This is a genomic window from Haladaptatus sp. SPP-AMP-3, from assembly GCF_049568665.1.
GTDB classification, from domain to species: Archaea; Halobacteriota; Halobacteria; order Halobacteriales; family Haladaptataceae; genus Haladaptatus; species Haladaptatus paucihalophilus.
Genome location: NZ_CP145897.1, coordinates 2,722,013 through 2,737,726 on the forward strand (window position 1 = coordinate 2,722,013; position 15,714 = coordinate 2,737,726).

15 protein-coding genes are annotated in these 15,714 nt (G+C 57.8%); 7 read left to right on the forward strand and 8 right to left on the reverse strand.

What is annotated here, in order from left to right; genetic code table 11:
- Positions 1–111 precede the first annotated feature (111 nt).
- Together V5735_RS14910 and V5735_RS14915 are read left to right on the forward strand one after the other, a co-directional pair.
- Positions 112–2,889, forward strand: coding sequence for an HsdM family class I SAM-dependent methyltransferase (locus tag V5735_RS14910; RefSeq protein ID WP_423744223.1), 2,778 nt, complete (start codon positions 112–114; stop codon positions 2,887–2,889).
- 54 nt (positions 2,890–2,943) lie between these two features.
- Positions 2,944–3,939: an AI-2E family transporter gene (locus tag V5735_RS14915; RefSeq protein ID WP_423744224.1), complete on the forward strand. Its 996-nt coding sequence runs from the start codon at positions 2,944–2,946 to the stop codon at positions 3,937–3,939.
- A gap of 70 nt (positions 3,940–4,009) precedes the next feature.
- Here V5735_RS14915 and V5735_RS14920 read toward each other — a convergent pair whose 3' ends face one another.
- Together V5735_RS14920 and V5735_RS14925 are read right to left on the reverse strand one after the other, a co-directional pair.
- Positions 4,010–5,074 (reverse strand): right-handed parallel beta-helix repeat-containing protein, encoded by a 1,065-nt coding sequence (locus V5735_RS14920; protein WP_423744225.1) that lies wholly within the window; start codon positions 5,072–5,074, stop codon positions 4,010–4,012.
- Positions 5,075–5,209: 135 nt separating this feature from the next.
- Positions 5,210–5,914 (reverse strand): 5-formyltetrahydrofolate cyclo-ligase, encoded by a 705-nt coding sequence (locus V5735_RS14925; protein ID WP_423744226.1) that lies wholly within the window; start codon positions 5,912–5,914, stop codon positions 5,210–5,212.
- Between the two features lie 305 nt (positions 5,915–6,219).
- On the opposite strand from V5735_RS14925, the gene V5735_RS14930 reads away from it, so the two are divergent.
- Positions 6,220–7,317 carry an MBL fold metallo-hydrolase gene (locus V5735_RS14930; RefSeq protein ID WP_423744227.1) on the forward strand — a complete coding sequence of 366 codons (1,098 nt, stop codon included), beginning with the start codon at positions 6,220–6,222 and terminating at the stop codon, positions 7,315–7,317.
- Between the two features lie 68 nt (positions 7,318–7,385).
- On the opposite strand, the gene V5735_RS14935 is transcribed toward V5735_RS14930, so the two are convergent.
- The 4 genes from V5735_RS14935 to V5735_RS14950 all read right to left on the reverse strand — a co-directional run bounded on the left by V5735_RS14935 (position 7,386) and on the right by V5735_RS14950 (position 10,379).
- Positions 7,386–8,192, reverse strand: a complete 807-nt coding sequence (locus tag V5735_RS14935) for a DsbA family protein (RefSeq protein ID WP_423744228.1) — start codon at positions 8,190–8,192, stop codon at positions 7,386–7,388.
- Positions 8,193–8,409: 217 nt separating this feature from the next.
- Positions 8,410–9,186 (reverse strand): DsbA family protein, encoded by a 777-nt coding sequence (locus V5735_RS14940; RefSeq protein ID WP_423744229.1) that lies wholly within the window; start codon positions 9,184–9,186, stop codon positions 8,410–8,412.
- A gap of 111 nt (positions 9,187–9,297) precedes the next feature.
- Entirely contained in the window at positions 9,298–9,834 is a 537-nt protein-coding gene (locus tag V5735_RS14945; protein ID WP_423744230.1) for a hypothetical protein, read from the reverse strand.
- Positions 9,831–10,379, reverse strand: coding sequence for a DsbA family protein (locus V5735_RS14950; protein ID WP_423744231.1), 549 nt, complete (start codon positions 10,377–10,379; stop codon positions 9,831–9,833). The genes V5735_RS14945 and V5735_RS14950 overlap by 4 nt, the downstream gene beginning before the upstream one ends.
- Positions 10,380–10,734: 355 nt before the next feature.
- On the opposite strand from V5735_RS14950, the gene V5735_RS14955 reads away from it, so the two are divergent.
- Both V5735_RS14955 and V5735_RS14960 read left to right on the forward strand, forming a co-directional pair.
- Positions 10,735–11,085: an ArsR/SmtB family transcription factor gene (locus V5735_RS14955; RefSeq protein ID WP_423744232.1), complete on the forward strand. Its 351-nt coding sequence runs from the start codon at positions 10,735–10,737 to the stop codon at positions 11,083–11,085.
- A 35-nt stretch (positions 11,086–11,120) separates the two neighbouring features.
- On the forward strand, positions 11,121–11,348 hold the full coding sequence (locus tag V5735_RS14960; RefSeq protein ID WP_423744233.1) for a DUF7521 family protein: 228 nt from the start codon (positions 11,121–11,123) through the stop codon (positions 11,346–11,348).
- Positions 11,349–11,413: 65 nt separating this feature from the next.
- Here V5735_RS14960 and V5735_RS14965 read toward each other — a convergent pair whose 3' ends face one another.
- On the reverse strand, positions 11,414–12,094 hold the full coding sequence (locus V5735_RS14965; protein WP_423744234.1) for an integral membrane transporter: 681 nt from the start codon (positions 12,092–12,094) through the stop codon (positions 11,414–11,416).
- Positions 12,095–12,575: 481 nt separating this feature from the next.
- Between V5735_RS14965 and V5735_RS14970 the strand changes: the two genes are divergently transcribed.
- On the forward strand, positions 12,576–13,013 hold the full coding sequence (locus V5735_RS14970; protein ID WP_423744235.1) for a hypothetical protein: 438 nt from the start codon (positions 12,576–12,578) through the stop codon (positions 13,011–13,013).
- Between the two features lie 1,125 nt (positions 13,014–14,138).
- On the opposite strand, the gene V5735_RS14975 is transcribed toward V5735_RS14970, so the two are convergent.
- Entirely contained in the window at positions 14,139–15,107 is a 969-nt protein-coding gene (locus V5735_RS14975; protein ID WP_423744236.1) for a succinylglutamate desuccinylase/aspartoacylase family protein, read from the reverse strand.
- Positions 15,108–15,271: 164 nt separating this feature from the next.
- Here V5735_RS14975 and V5735_RS14980 point away from each other — a divergent pair, with 164 nt between their 5' ends.
- Positions 15,272–15,685, forward strand: a complete 414-nt coding sequence (locus tag V5735_RS14980) for a hypothetical protein (RefSeq protein ID WP_423744237.1) — start codon at positions 15,272–15,274, stop codon at positions 15,683–15,685.
- Positions 15,686–15,714 lie beyond the last annotated feature (29 nt).

The window sequence follows — 15,714 nt, forward strand, 5'->3', positions numbered from 1 at the left end:
TGTCTCGATACTCGATTTCCGATTCCGTAGTCTCGTTTTCTCGGAGGTAGGACCCCCACCGGTGTTGGAAATCGCGGAACCTTCTTCATTCGTGGCCGAAATGCATGAAACATGGATTCGGAAGCCGCGTTTCGCGCACGTCTTCGCGCCGCGATAGCGGACGTCGTCTCGTCGCACGAAACGCGGTTCGAAACGCCGTGTGGGGAATTGGCCGACGGCGGACTCCTCGTTCCCGCTGCGGAACGCGACGGTATCGTCCTCGAAACCACCGCGGCGGACGTGGACCCGCATTCACCGACCGCCATCCGGCGCGGAAAGCGGCGCGCTCGGGAACACGGCACGTCCGCGTTCGTGACTGCCAACGAAACCGACGCGTTCCTGTTCTGCGGTGCCGAAACCGACGCTGACACCCCCGTTGCGAACTTCGACCGACGGTGGTACGACTTGCGGTCCTCGACGCTTGCGGAGTTCGGCGAGCGGGTCCTCGACGACGCGGTTGCGCTACGGGACGGCGACGAGTCGCCGACGCGATACGAGGAGTTCGTCGTCGGTCGGCTCCGGAGTTTTCACGCCAGTCTCTGCCCGCGGTACGAGTCGTCCGTCCGCGACGCGTTCGCGGAGGACGAGCGATTCCGCGATTCGTTGGTCTCGTGGGCGCGCGAGAACGGTTATCCGGTCGCGGAGCCGGACGTGGTGCGGACGATTCGTATCGCCGCTCGACTGTCCGCGTATCTGATGATGGCTCGAGTCGTGTTCGCCGAACGCTACCGGGAGAGCGATGCGGACGAAACGAGAGCAATCGGCGCGCTTCTCGCGGGACGAACAAACGTCGGACTGGACGGTACCGAACTCTTCGACGCGGTTCCGACCGACGCGGGGACGAAAGAGCGGGTGCGTGCGTTCGCGGACAGCATCGAGCGGGAACCGCTTTCGGAGGTCGATATCGACATCGCCGGGCGGGTGTACGAGCGACTCATCCCGGACGACGAACGGACGCGACTCGGCCAGTTCTACACGCCGGACGAAATCGGCCGCCTGCTCTCCCGGTGGGCCATTCGCTCCCCCGGCGACCGCGTTCTCGACCCGGCGAGCGGTACCGGGTCGCTCACCGTCCACGCCTACGACCGGTTGGACGAGTTGGGGGCGCGTTCGCACCGAGAACCGCTCGAACGTTTGACCGCGGTAGACGTGGACGGTTTCTCGCTCCGACTGTTGGCGTTGACCCTCGCGTTCCGGGACGGTCACGACCCGGCGGACGGTCCCTTCGCCGACGACCGTTTCGCGTACCACCGCGATTTCTTCGACCTCGACCCGGATACCGTCGGGAGATTCGACGCGACGGTTGCAAACCCGCCCTACGTTCGACAGGAGTGCCTCGCCGCTGACCGCGGGCACTTCCGCGAACACCTCACGGCCTTGGGTCCGGGGTCGGACGGCATCTACGCCGACGGCGAGAAGGAAATCGACGGGCGAAGCGACCTGTACTGTTACTTCCTGACACACGCCACGAGTTTCCTCCGAGAGGGCGCTCGACTGGCGTGGGTGGTCCCGACGAAATGGATGGTTGCGGATTACGGTCCCTCGCTGCAGCGGTTCCTCTACGACCACTACAAGGTCGAAGCCGTGGTCGGCTTTCGAAACCGGTTGTTCGACGACGCGCTCGTCGATACGGTGTTGTTGCTGTTGGAGCGGACGGACGACGAAGCGGTACGACGGGCGACGGAAACCAACTTCGTCCGCATCAACGAGCGGATGGACTCGGACGACATCCTCGACGTCATCGACCGAACGTACGACTTCGAGGACGGCGATCACCTGACGGTTCGGGGGGAGTCGAGCCATCGGGTGGTCGCCGTGCGCCAGTCGCACCTGTCGGACCACCTCGGCGAGAAACTCCACCGGTACATCACCGCACCAGCGCTTCACACCGCCGTCGTGGAACACGACGCGACCGTCCCGCTGTCCGAGGTCGCAACGATAACGCGCGGGAAGAAGACCGGTGCGAACCCGATTTTCGTCCTCGATGCGGACGACGTTCGGTCCCGAGAGGTCGAGGAGCGGTTTCTCCGCCCGGCTATCAAGAGCGTGCGGGAGATAGACGGCTACGAATACACGACGGACGACGCGGAGAAATGGATGCTCGACGTGGCCGACTACGCGGAGCGTGTCCTGTCGGACGCCGACGTCGCGGACGTGGGTGTTAACGGGAACACGGATTCGGACACCGACGCGGCCGACCGCGCGGCCTTCGTCACGTCGGCGCTCGATCGGGACGGTTACAGCGGCGTTTCGTCGTACCTCCGGTGGGCGGAAACGCACCCGTCTCGGACGAACGCGTCGCTCGCCAACAACGACCCGTGGTTCGACATGGGCTCGCTGGATTCGAAAACCGCGCCCATCGTCTGCCCGCAAGCGATGGATACGCGTCGGTTTTTCGCCCGTACCGACGGAGAGGTCGTCGCCAGCAACCGGTTTCTGCTCGTCCGGCCGCAGACCGTCGATTCGACGCTCCTACTCGGTCTGCTGAACGCCAGCCTCACGAAAATCGTCGTTGAGAGCCACGGCAGGGTCACCGGCGGCGGCGCGGTCAATCTCTCCAGTTCCGACCTTCGAACCCTGCGCGTCGTGGACCCGTCGTCACTGACGGACGAACAGCGGACGACGGTTCGGGACGGGTTCGAATCGTTGGTCGCGGGCGACGGAGACGGGCAAAACGCCATCGACGGCGCGGTTATCGACGCCCTTGACCTCGACCTCACTGTGGATGAACTGCAGGAGGTCGCCCGGACGCTGAAGCGAATCCGCCGGACGAAGGGACGCGAGGTCGAATCGCCCGTTCGGAAACTGGACGCGCTGGAGGACCACATCGAGATCGGTCTGGGAGAGTGACTGCTTTCGGATTCGGTCGTGCTGATTTATACGCCTCGGGTTCCATTTTCCGACATGAATCGGCAACGCGGGTTTCTACTGTTTCTCATCGCCGTTTTCGGCGTCCTCGCAACCCTCATCGTTAAGCCGTTTCTTCAGTACGTGTTGGCCGCGATTCTGTTGGGATACATCCTGCATCCGGTCCAAACGCGATTCGAATCTCGCATCAGCACCCGGGTTTCCGCGCTCTCGCTCATCAGCCTCACCACGCTCGTCGTCATCGTTCCGGTCGGAGCCATCGTAGTTATCGCGGCGCAACAGGCATTCACGCTCGTCAGGGGCATCGTCCAAGGGGATCCACAGCTCGCCGAATTGATCGCCCTCGTCGAACGGTATACTGGCGTCACAATCCACGGACGCACGTTACAGGAACTGCTACCCGCGGGGAGTTCCTCGCGGCTGATCGAAAACGCGCTCGGCATTTTCGGCGGCCTCTCGAACGCGCTCATCGGCCTCACGGTGATGGTGTTCATCCTCTACTACCTCCTCACGGACGGCGAGGAGTTCGTCGCGTGGATTCGCCGCTGTACGCCCCTTCCCGACGACGTGCAGGACGAACTCTACTCCGAGATGGACCGGGTGATGTGGGGCGTGTTGGTCGGAAACCTCCTCGTCGGCATCGTACAAGGGATTCTGACCGGCATCGGCTTCGTCATCGCTGGCGTTCCGGGCGTCGTGTTCTGGACCGTCGTGACGACGGTGCTCTCGTTGCTCCCGCTCATCGGTGCCTCCGTCGTCTGGCTTCCCGCCTCGCTCTACCTCTTCCTCGTCGACCGCCCGATTGCGGCGGCGTTTCTGTTCGTCTACGGTACCCTCGTCGTCAGCCTCTCGGACAACTACCTCCGCCCGCTGGTCAGCGGACACGAGGCGAAACTCAACCCCGGCATCCTCGTCGTCGGCATCTTCGGCGGCGTCTACGTGTTCGGCTTCATGGGGCTGTTCTTCGGTCCCGTCGTCCTCGGCATTCTCCGGTCGCTCCTCACCGTCTTCGCCCGCGAGTACGCCGAATAGTGCGAAAACACAATCTCGCCGTCACGCCTCACCGCTCCGCCACCGGTTTCATCTCGTGTATCGCGCATACTCACGCCTCCCCCACCGAGTTGTTCGAGCGGACGTTCCCCGACGAGGATTTCGAGACGACGATTCCCCGTCTGTTTTCCGCTCCGCGATTGCCGACGACGCGGTTGTCGTCGCTCGAAATGAGGAGGATGCCCGTGTCGCTGCTGTCCGTGACGCGGTTGCGGAGAACCGCGTTGCGGTCGCTCGCCCGCAACCGAACCCCGACCGAGTTGTTCACGGCGTCGTTCGCTTCGACCGTGTTGTTCTCCGCGCCGTCCGCGAGGTACACGCCGTAAAACCGGTTCGAGACGCGGTTCTCCCGGATTCGATTGTCGCTGGCCGCGGACAGCCAGAGCCCGGAGATGTGGTTTCCGCTCGCCACGCTGTCGCGGACGACGTTTCCGTTCGCGCCCAGCAGGGCGACGCCGAATTCGTTACCGCGTGCCTCCGTTCCGACGACGGTCGTTCCCGTTGCTTCGACGAGTTGCACGCCGACCAACGCGTTCTCGCTCGCGGTCGTGTTCCGGAGCGTATTGTTCGAACTGCTCCCGACGAGGAAGACGCCAGCGACCGCGTTCGAGCGGGCGACGTTGTTCACCGCTCTGCTATCGCGGAGCGACACGAGGGACAACCCGACCCGGTTGCGCGCCGTCGTCGTGTTCGCGGCGACGGCGCGGCGCGTGCCCGCGAATCGAACCCCGTCGTCCCAATCGGTCGCTTCCACGTTCCGTACCGTCACGTTCGACCCGCCCTCCACGCGGACGCCGGTGGTACCGAAATCCCCGAGTCCATCGACGAGATTGCCCCGCCCGTCGAGGGTTACGTCGCTCGCCGTGATGCGAAGGCACGTATCGACCGTCGCGTTCCGAACGTCCTCGGTGAGGACGTACCGACCGGACGACGAAATCGTCCGACAGGAGTCGATTTCGGTTCCGTTCGCCGGTTGGGACTGTCCCGCCGCAACACCGATGGTCGGGTCGTGGAGGGACATCGAGAGCGGCCCGCCGACCGCCGAAACGACGAGCAATCCGACGACCACCACGGCCGCGAGCGAAACTACAATCCGTATCGGACGTTCGACGCGCATGCCCGCATCTCGTTTCGCTCACAGTTCGTTATTTACCCGTCACTCTTCAGCAATCGTCCGTTGCGTTCGGGTTGTAGCGACAACCGACGCTCGAATCACTATTCCAGCGCTCGAATCCGGGGTCCGATACACGAATCACGGTCGTAATCGCTGGAGGAGCGGAATCTCCTCCATTTTCTCGTCGGACAGCGCGTCCCAGTCGATACCCATCGAGCGCTCGTAGGGGGATTCTGTCCTGACGACGCGTTCGGGAGTTACCGCCACGTCCATCGGCACGTCGTGTGCTTCGACCGCCGGTGCCTCCTCGACGACTTGCGCTTCGTGTACCGTCGTGACAATCGTCGTCTCGTCGTCCACCGCTCCCAGCGCCCGGAGAACGGCGAATTCGAGGTCGCTGTATCCCTCTCCTTTCCCGACGCGGGCACCGTCCTCCGTCACCGCGACGCTGCCCGAGACGACGAAATCCACGTCCGGCATTTCGTCCGGTGCGACCGGTTCGGCGTAGCGGTCCATCTTCGACACCGTTGCGGCGGCGTCCGTATCCTCGATCTCGGCCGGGTCGAGCTTCATGAACGGTTTTTCGTCCCGCAGCCGCGGTTGAGCCATGTAGACGACTTTCCCCTCGCTGAGCGCCCGCCGTCGAACCGGCAACTGGGGGGCGTCGGGGTTGGCCTTTATGACCGACGCATCCTTCCATTCGGGGAGTTCCGCGAGGCGGTCGGCCGCCTTCCCGGCGCCCGCGAAGTTCGGAATCCGTCCGTGGGGCGGGAACGGGAACCGAGCGATTCCCTCGTCCTCCAACCGCGACCAGATGCGGTCGCGGAGGTCGGCTTTGTCCATAGCGGGACTGGTGCGTCGTGATATAAAAAGCGATGGTGAAAGACGTGAATCGGGAGCACGCGATTGTCTGTAACTTCCGCTTTTAGTTTCGATCAATTGTGGACATATGCGCTACCGTGATCCAGAGCTATGGGATATATTTAGACAGCAAGTGTCTGACTCAGCAATGTGGCTGTAAGTTCTCCAATATATCCACACAAAGTCAAAAAATTCACGCTTTGTACTTATATATATATTGGAGTATTTTCTAAGTCTGAAACCGGTTGTAAGACTCATCTCATCTCGGTATCAACCCATGCAACGCAATGAGTTTAGAAAATCTCGCTCGTATCGGGACTGAACGACGGACGTTTCTCAAAACCGCAGGAGCGACAGGACTGACGGCTGCCGGTTTCAGTGGTACTGGAAGTGCAGACCAACCCGACGACTCATGCTCCGAGAGGCCCCAGCAAGACGCGGATATGTACGTGACTGTTCTTGGATCCGGGGCATCGGCGCTGAAAAATGGACGATCGTCGGTCGGCTATGTCGTACACATCGATGACGAACCGAAACTGCTGGTGGATGCTGGCGGCGGGACGGCATCGGCTATTAGTGAGGCAAAGATCGATATCACGAAATTAGACCTCACGCTGTTCACACACCTTCACATCGATCACACAGTTGCGTTCCCCGCGATTCTCAAGGCGGCCTATCAGCAAGGACGCGACAGTCGCCCATGGGAGATTTATGGTCCCTCGGGCAACGGAATCCGTCCCGGAACAAAAGAATGGGTCTCGAAAATGTTCGATGGGAGTAGCGGTACCTACAGCTATCTTCGGGAATTCGTCGGACAGTACCTTGGAACGAATGTACGTCTCAAGGCACACGACATCGACGCACCAACCGACAGCCCGGGTAAGATTCAGAGGGTATACTCCGAAGACGGGCTGACCGTTGAGGCGGCCCCGACAAAGCATGGTGCGATGCCGTCACTTGCATACCGTGTCTCGTACCAGGGTACTTCGTTCACCTTTACGGGTGATTATAGTTCCAAGCTCGGAAACGTCCCCACGTTGGCGAAGGGAACTGATGTGATGATTCAGAATCGACTGCTTGAACCGGAATCGAAAATGGGCAGCAGTGAACCAAAGCGCGTACTTCACTCGACTCCGCGCGAAATCGGGATGAACGCTCAAAAAGCGAAGGCGAATATGCTTGTCCTCTCGCATATCAGTCGCGATACAGTCACCGATCTCAGTGAGGAACTAAAGATTATCACTGACGAGTACGATGGCCCGATAGCTATCGCGAATGATCTCGTCGATGTGTACCCTGACGGGCGTATCCTTGAAACGAAGATGAATGGGGAAAGTGGGTCGTCCGGGACCAGCGGAGATGGTCTGATGTTTATCCCTCAGTAAAGCAATCCGAATAGGAACGAGTATAGACGAAGAAGGGATAAATACCACTCCTCATCGTTTTTTATTGATTATTTTTCGTCGGCAATCGCCTGCTCGAGCAGGTCTTCTGTATCGCCAGCATCTACGGTCGGCGCTGTGATGCTCTTACCAACCACAACTCGCGGCACGGCACCGAGCTCTAATTCATGCACCTTCTGCATTGTCGCCTTGATTTCTTGCTTATATGCACGATTCTTGATATCCTGGCGGATCTCGTTGCGGTTCGAGACGCCAGCAACTTTAGCGATTTGAATTAGTCGATCGGTCGTTGCCCACGACTCGGTCGTGCTTTGTTGGTTAGCGAACATACGGGCGAAGAACGACCAGTATGCGCTGGGTGAGCGATTCCAGACGGACAGTCCAGCGTGGGCAGCAGTGAGCTCATCAGGTCCATGAAATGGCTCACCCTCGTCATACGCGACTTCTCGAAAAGCAAGCCGAACGTCACCAGGACGAACGAATTTCTCGATTATTGTTTGCAAATATCCGTCTACGAATTCTTGTGTATAGGGACACTTCCAACTTCCATACACGGTCGCTGTCACTGATGCATCGTTTGCCCCCATATATGCGTACGTGAACTGGGCCGGTCGATCTGGGACAGATGCTTGGTTGACAATACCGGATGGTGCCTTGACTTCCCGTTCCGTTCTTGTTGTAGTGTTCGTTGGTGTAGTGGATGTTGTTTCTACGTCAGTCGTATGCTGGGTTTGCGTTGACTGGTTACCAGTTGTCGTCGATGTATTATTTCGGCCGAAGAGACTTGTGCAGCCACTCAACGATGCAACCGCCGTTAACCCTGTTAGTTGGACGAATTTCCGCCGTGATTTGTTCATGTTTGGAATGATATTTCGTCTCTGTATCTGTATGGGATGACCTACGTTTAATTCTTGATAAGAATCTAAATAAACCCGAATGGATAGTTTCTCGTCGAGAAATTAGTCGGTGTTTTTTAAACTAGAGGCCACAAATTCGTCATTCCCGCGTGCATGTTATTACAATAGGAAGAGAAGTTTCAGTAACGTGTCGACCATCGATTACGGACGGTTGATTTCATGCGTCACTGATCTTCTGAAAGGCCCTTTTAAAGAGTGAATACGGCTGTGCGCCAACGACTTTGCCTGCCTTCGTCGACTCCCGATCAAAGATAATGAAAGCGGGTGTTCCTCGAATACCGTGCTTTTCGGATGCCTTAATATCGGCATCGATACTTGCAATCACGGCATCTCTATTCTGTTTCATACAGGACTCGACCGCGGTAGCATCGACACCTCGAACGTTGTCCGTTATCTCCAACAAGTTCGACCGCCGGGCCCATCCCGAATTTTCTTTTCCCTGTTCGTCAAACATCGACGAATGCCATCGTTTGAACGCATCTGGTTTGTCGTCGCGTACCGTCCGCCACACGCATTTTGCCATCCGAGCCGCCGTTTCTGATGCTTGGCCAATGTAGGGTTTCTCTAGGACCACAATTCTGACCGTTCCCGGCTTCACGTAGTCGTCGAGGAGTTTGGGAAACGTGTTTTGCTCGAATTTTTGGCAAAATGGGCACTGATAGTCACTCCAATAGTACATATCGAGTGGTGCATCTGATGACCCGATAACTGGATTGGCCTGCAGATCGATACCGAATTTTGTTGTCTCCTCTGTCGCGTACAGTAGTGAGGTTCCGTTGTCGTTCGAACTGTGCCTTCTGGTGGTGTTCCTTCCAGTATCTGAATCGTTGCCGGACGACTGCAAAATGCTCGTGCAACCAGTTATCGCGGATAGGGATCCGGCCGCACTCCCGAGAAATAGGCGTCGGGACTTTGGCCCATTCGTATCACGCATTGTAATCCCTCTTTTCTAATCCTATTTCACTGTGCGGTTTGTTTGCTTTCTGGATTCGACACCAATTACCGACAATTCTTCCGCGCTTGATGTGGATCATGATCGGATCGTCTATATGTTGAGTCGACATTCGCGGGGGTCACCTGCACGGACAAGGAATCCAAGGAGGAGAAGAATACCACCGACCCGGAGTAAATCACCATGGAACGGCATTGCGGCCAGGGCACCAGCAAATCCAAGGAATCCGAGCAATCCAGCACCACAACTGGCACACCCCGATGCAACGAGACCTGGTAGTACACCGAGCAAGTCCGACAGGCTGGACACACCAGTCACACTCACTTGGGCGGTCACGTTGACGATGGCGACAGCGGTTAGCACCGCGTACGAGATAATGAGCGCAAGACCAAACCACCCATTCGTTGCCAGCACGTTTTCGGTCAGAAGTATCATCGTGTCGTCAAACCATTGTACTCCTGCCCCAAGCATCTGAATCGACATCTCGGGAAACGTCGAAAGGATGAGTAGGACGTAGGTTACGATCGCGATGAGAGTAGCACCGAGAATTCGAGATGCTGAACTCACGGGGTAGGCAAGCGCACTCTGTAGGTCCGTCCCCCATCGATGGACTCGTGTTTGCTTGCTCATTTTCTCACCTCTTCGATCGTCGCTTCAAACCGGGGGTACGGTTGGGCACCCTGAACCGTCGCCGTTGAATCACCCGACTTGGAGTTGTGGAAAATGAATGTCGGTGTTACGCTTACTCCTTTGTCGTTTCCGGCTTTTTTGTCATCGGCAACGCTCGCTGCCAAAGACTGTTCGTTCTCTTGTAAGCACGATGCGACTTCATCGGCGTCGACGCCCCGTACGCCTGCTGTGATGTCGAGCAGATTCTGTTTTTTCGCCCACCCCGAGTTCGGTTTCTTTTGTGCGTCGAATATCGACGCATGCCAGCGTTTGAATGCGTTCGGATCGTTCCCTTTGACCTGACGCCAAACACATTTCGCCATTCGACCCGCCGTCTTCGAGGCATCTCCGATGGTTACGTATTCGAGGATGACGAGTCGCACTTTCCCCGGTTTAATATGGTCTTCGAGGAGTTTCGGAAACGTATTTTGCTCGAATCGATTACAGAATGGGCACTGATAGTCGCTCCAATAATACAGATCCACCGGTGCATCAGGTGAACCCATCAAGGGATTATCTTCTAGGTTAATCCCGAATTCGGTTGTTTCAGAGCTCGCATACACCAACGATTGCAGTTTAGAGGTGGGCGTGGTTGTCCGACTAGTCTGCGTGCTCCTTGTGGCAGTACTTTGCTCTGTTGTGGTTAGATCGTCAGACCCGCCATTCGTATTCGTACATCCTGCTAACCCGGTGAGTAGTATTCCAGTTGTTCCGAGGAATGCTCGTCGGCCAGTTCTATCGGCACTGTCAGACATAATCGGTACCTCAAGCGAAACGCGGAGAGATGATAATCCACCCGCTCGTTTTCAGGATTAGAAGTACCTCACTACCTTTTAAACGAACTCCATTCCTACTTCAAGTGTGAGTGGGGACCCGAGTCCAGCCGACTTGTTCAGTTTGCTGGATGATGAGTACGCCCGTGCGATCCTCACGAAAACAAGTAACCAACCGATGTCAGCCCAGACTCTTAGCACCGAATGCGATGCGTCGCTCCCGACCATCTACCGTCGGTTAAATGATCTAGAGGAGGAGAATTTAGTCGAAAAACGGACACAGTTGGAGGCAGATGGTAATCACCGGGCAGTTTACGAAGCCGCCGTGGGGCACGTCGAGATTGACATCGCTGATGGGGATCTGACGGTACACGTCACCGAACGCGATACTGCCGACCGATTTACACAAGTGTGGGAAGAGATGAGAGGGAATCGATAATGCGTATTGAACTGTTTGTCGGAAAATTACTCGTGATGGGACTCGGGCTCCTTATTGCATACCAGGGGTTTCGTGGCTACCGTCGCAACCACAGTGAGCCGATGTTATTCGTCGCAATCGGCTTTATTTTCCTCACCATCGGGGGAACGATGGGTTGTTCACTTATACAGTCACTACAGATCTCGGCCACTACGTTCGGTGCTGTCCAAACTGTATTGGTTGCGATGGGGATGGGATGTGTCCTCTACTCGTTGTACGGATGACGGTTTTCGCACAACCGACTAAGTATAGTAACCCAATTTGAAAAGCAAACAATCAGTTGCTCAACCTAAACGTGACCGAACGATCGAAGCGTATACCACGTCATGTAAAGACCGATAAGTACGAACCCTGCACTACCGAGCATTTGAGCACGGGCGGCGTTCTGTCCGAGAGAAAGTGATCCCTTCGAGAGCCCTGCGACGACACTCAGTCCGATCATCAGTGTTCCCATCCCCGCGGAGAATGCCACAAAGACGGATAATCCGGAGAAGAAACCCGTTGTGAAAAACGACGATAGCACAATGCCGAGAAAGACGGGAAGGTTACGGGCGAGACTTCCGACGCCATAGAACACTCCGAATGTAAAAAACTCCGAGTTCGATACATCCCCGCGTTTCGGGAGTGTAACCGGTCGCAGCGGCGATACTCCACGATAATATCCGAACTCAAGTACAACCATGAGCGACCCAACGAGTAACTCAAGCGACGAGATATACGGCCGGATCCACTGTCCAACAGCAAGAACGACTCCACCGACGAGCAGGTATAGCAGAACGATGCCGAGAGTGGCGATTGAGCCGACACGAAACCCTCTCAGTGCGCCAGTTCGCCCACATCCGATAACGGATAGTGACGTTCCGACCAACACGGCGGTAACCGACGGGAGATAGCTTCCTGTCCCAAGTTTTGCAAGCGGGACGATAAATTGATAACCCGGTAACAGCAGCCGAATCCCAGCGGTTGCCATATAAAATAGCGGGACGGTTCCCAGTCAAAAGACGAGAGCTCCGTCGCGAGGAGCAATTGGCGGGCGAGATCCCGTGATTCGCCATTCACCGTCGTCTCCGATGCGGATTTCGTCGTGGTGGAAACAGAAGTACCAGCACCGGTTTTAGTCAAACGGTGGGTAAGATAGTAGTTCAGATACGCGGGCAGCAAACCGACACTACACGGTGTGAAAAACATCAATACTCCCGCGGCATAGGCCACGACCGGCAACGACGGTTGGACGGATGCAATCATCAGTCACTCATTTGACAATCTGACAGACCACTCGGATAGCCAAGTGAGAGTAACTCACGCGCACTGGTTATCGAGGAAATGGTCTGCAGCGTCGCCAACGTCATATCCCGGATTATGATAAGAAATCCTCTAGATACACGGGCGCGTTTGCAGAACCAGCAAATCGCCACTCGGTTTTATACCCACTTTACGAGTCGTTTGAGTCAATGTCGATACGGACAGCAATTGTGAGGGGAATGGCGGTCAGCATCGGATCGTTTCTCCTATTCGGTGTTGTAACGGGACTCCTTCCGAATCCACTCTACACTCGGATGGTTCCACGAACCCTATTCGATTACACATTTCTTATTCTCACGTCGCTATCTATTGGGATATATGTTGGCCAACAATCCATGACTAATCGCCCAGGCGACGACCGCTTGGCTATCGGTAGTACTGTCGTTGGCTTCCTCGCCTTCAGCTGTCCGATCTGTAATGTTTTCTTACTCGCGCTGTTCAGCAGCTCCATGTTGATGACGTATCTCGATCCGTACCGTCCCCTCCTAGGAGTAGTATCAGTGTTGCTCTTCACGGGACTACTTTACTACCGGTATCAGCGAAGTTGTGAATCGTGTGGATGCGCAGCCGAGTCGGGGACGACCTGAGATTTCACGCTATTTACTCCCTCATAAAATTAGTAACAAATTTGATAACTTATCACCGTAAATATTGACGTTCTTTACTACTATCGGCAGCCGTAGCGATCCCGCTGGGAAGAAATCACGAGTTGTACATAGATTGATTTGGGGTACCATGGGGTTCTCACTGCCGCTTGGTGGTAGGACGTACAAGAACTGCTTCGAGCCCACAAGTGGTCATCTGTAACTAGAACGATTTCCAACTGGAGCGACACCCCCGAACCCCGGGGGGTCGACGACTGCGTTAAACGGGTCGTGGTGATTCGGATGCATCTTCCACCGATTTACACCGTCGAAACGGCGTTCGGAATCCGTCGGCTGATGCATCCGAGTCTGACACTGGTGTTCGAAGCCGACCGACTTCGCAGCGGTAACGACGATTTGCCGTCCCGTTCCGTTGCCCTACTCCTATCACCCAGTGTACTTGTTCGCGGTATCGCCGTCACTTCCGTGCGGTCGCTCGTCCGCAAGCCGTCCGTTCCCGTGCGCAGGGAGGAGATAACAAAGCCCGTCCCTCGCGTCTCGCCGTGTCGTGTTCAGCCTCCGACGATTGCTCGCTAGCGTGGTCGCACTCCTTCTCGTCCTGAGCGTGCTCTTCGTCGCGACGTTGGGCGTCTGGCCGCCCGCGTACACCGTCATCAGCGGAAGCATGTCGCCGCACATCAACACGTCCGACGTGGTCGTGGTGATGGACAAACACCGCGTCACGCCGCCGGACAGCCGCGATGGGGTCGTCTCCGCACGGAACGGCAGACACGATGGGTTCCGGACGCTCGGCGGTCCCGGCAACGTCTTGGTCTATCGACCCTACGGGAACGAGTCGGCGATTCCGGTCCTTCATCGGGCGCGATTTTGGGTTTCATCGGGAGAAAACTGGTACGACGAAGGGGACCCTGCGTATCTCGCGGGTGCCGACAACTGCGCCGAACTCCGGAACTGTCCGGCACCGCACGCCGGATTCATCACGAAGGGGGACGCGAACGGCTACTACGACCAAGCGGTCGGTATCTCCTCGCCGGTTCGCCAGCGCTGGATTCTCGGGGTGGCGGTCGCTCGCGTCCCGAAGCTCGGGAAACTCTCGCCGTCGATGGCTCAGTCCTCGCGGAGCAACGCGACGCTCAACAACTTCCCGCCGCCGCAGACGGTCGATTCGCGGGTCAACGAGTACAGGATGCCGTCGCGGTCGGTTTCGACTTTCTGTCGAATCTCGTAGGTCGCCGGGTCGTACAGGGTTCCGACGCGCTCTCCCGCTTCGACGGAATCACCGATTTCGTGACCCGATTCAACGACGAACAGCCCGGAATCGGCCGCATCGACGCGTCCGAGGTGGTTGCGTGCGAGCACCGGGTCGCCGTTCTCGACGGGTGCCGCCGGGAGCATATCGAGCTGCCGACAGACGTTGACGACGCCCGTCAGTCCGGTTTCGACGGCACTCTCGACGATTTCCTTGTTGTGCGCGAGTTCCGGCGTGATGGACGGAATTCCTTCGCGCGTGGCCGCGACGCGGAATTTACCGCCGAAGTCCCGTTCCTCCCACTCGACGTCGGCGTCGTCGCCCGCTTGCTCGGAGAGCAGGAGGTCGGTACCGAACGCCTCGGCCAGCGCGCGTGACTCCCGGTCGCCTTCCATGAACACGACGTGGGTCAGCATGTCCCGGCTGCCGGTGTGGAGGTCCACGATTGCGTCCGCCTCGCTCGCGTGCTCCCAGAGCGCGGCCGCCATGCGCTCGTGGAGCGTTCCGTCCTCGTCGCCGGGCCAAACCCGGTTCATGTTCGGATTGATGCTGTCCAACTGTTCGGGCGTGGTGTAGGACACCCGGTCGAACGTGAGCGGGTCGGCGACGGGCACGGCGACGATTCGTCCGGCGAGGCGCTCGGTGTCGAGTTCCTCGTGGAACCGTCGGAGCACTTCGCTTCCGTTGATTTCGCGCCCGTGCTGGGCCGCCTGCACGTAGAGCGTCGGGCCGTCGTCCCCGCCGTCGTACGTGTGAACGGTCGTTTCGAGTTCGACGCCCGACGGCAGTCGAGCGAGCGTGATGCGTTCCGCGGTGTGTCCTTCCATCGAGTGCAGGACTGTGTGGGAGACACTATCAATCTAGCGAACCTCGATAGCGTGCCTTACGAGACCATTTCGCACGGACTCGCATAGTTATATAAATATCTACGCCAACTGGTGAAAGTGATGGACGCCATCTTTTAGCTCTCCCGCCGTGTCGGATTCGAGCGATGTACTCGCGGGAACACTTCCTCATCGGCGCGGTCGCGTCCGCGCTCCTCCTCGTTCCGCTTTCGGGTCGGTTCGGGACGCCGCTGCTCGTCGCCCTGTTCGTCTACGGCGTGCTGTTGAGCGTCTTCATCGACTTGGACCACTTCGTCCTCACGCGATTCGAAACGGGAAATTGGCGACATCTCCGGGCGTGTCTGGCGAACCCCACCGACGCCTTCGGTGATCAAGACTGGGTGTTCGAGGACGTGGACAGCGCGGAACTGGAACACATGCGCATCCTCTCGCACGTCGCAATCGGCGGCGTCCTCGTCGGCGTCACGGCCTTCCTGTGGCCGCCCGTCGCGGTTTTCACCGCGGTCGTGCTCTACTGTCACGTCCTCGCGGACCTCCTCCGGGACAACGGGGTTGCGTAATCCTCCCGGATGTTTTCGCCGCTAGAAGG

What these genes read in the sequence shown, in the direction of transcription:
- V5735_RS14930 (WP_423744227.1), top strand. Translation starts at nt 6,220, where the DNA reads ATGAGTTTAGAAAATCTCGCTCGTATCGGGACTGAACGACGGACGTTT.
- V5735_RS14965 (WP_423744234.1), bottom strand. Translation starts at nt 12,094, where the DNA reads ATGGCAACCGCTGGGATTCGGCTGCTGTTACCGGGTTATCAATTTATC.
- V5735_RS14915 (WP_423744224.1), top strand. Translation starts at nt 2,944, where the DNA reads ATGAATCGGCAACGCGGGTTTCTACTGTTTCTCATCGCCGTTTTCGGC.
- V5735_RS14910 (WP_423744223.1), top strand. Translation starts at nt 112, where the DNA reads ATGGATTCGGAAGCCGCGTTTCGCGCACGTCTTCGCGCCGCGATAGCG.
- V5735_RS14935 (WP_423744228.1), bottom strand. Translation starts at nt 8,192, where the DNA reads ATGAACAAATCACGGCGGAAATTCGTCCAACTAACAGGGTTAACGGCG.
- V5735_RS14925 (WP_423744226.1), bottom strand. Translation starts at nt 5,914, where the DNA reads ATGGACAAAGCCGACCTCCGCGACCGCATCTGGTCGCGGTTGGAGGAC.
- V5735_RS14975 (WP_423744236.1), bottom strand. Translation starts at nt 15,107, where the DNA reads ATGGAAGGACACACCGCGGAACGCATCACGCTCGCTCGACTGCCGTCG.
- V5735_RS14970 (WP_423744235.1), top strand. Translation starts at nt 12,576, where the DNA reads ATGTCGATACGGACAGCAATTGTGAGGGGAATGGCGGTCAGCATCGGA.
- V5735_RS14940 (WP_423744229.1), bottom strand. Translation starts at nt 9,186, where the DNA reads ATGCGTGATACGAATGGGCCAAAGTCCCGACGCCTATTTCTCGGGAGT.
- V5735_RS14960 (WP_423744233.1), top strand. Translation starts at nt 11,121, where the DNA reads ATGGGACTCGGGCTCCTTATTGCATACCAGGGGTTTCGTGGCTACCGT.
- V5735_RS14950 (WP_423744231.1), bottom strand. Translation starts at nt 10,379, where the DNA reads ATGGGTTCACCTGATGCACCGGTGGATCTGTATTATTGGAGCGACTAT.
- V5735_RS14920 (WP_423744225.1), bottom strand. Translation starts at nt 5,074, where the DNA reads ATGCGCGTCGAACGTCCGATACGGATTGTAGTTTCGCTCGCGGCCGTG.
- V5735_RS14945 (WP_423744230.1), bottom strand. Translation starts at nt 9,834, where the DNA reads ATGAGCAAGCAAACACGAGTCCATCGATGGGGGACGGACCTACAGAGT.
- V5735_RS14980 (WP_423744237.1), top strand. Translation starts at nt 15,272, where the DNA reads ATGTACTCGCGGGAACACTTCCTCATCGGCGCGGTCGCGTCCGCGCTC.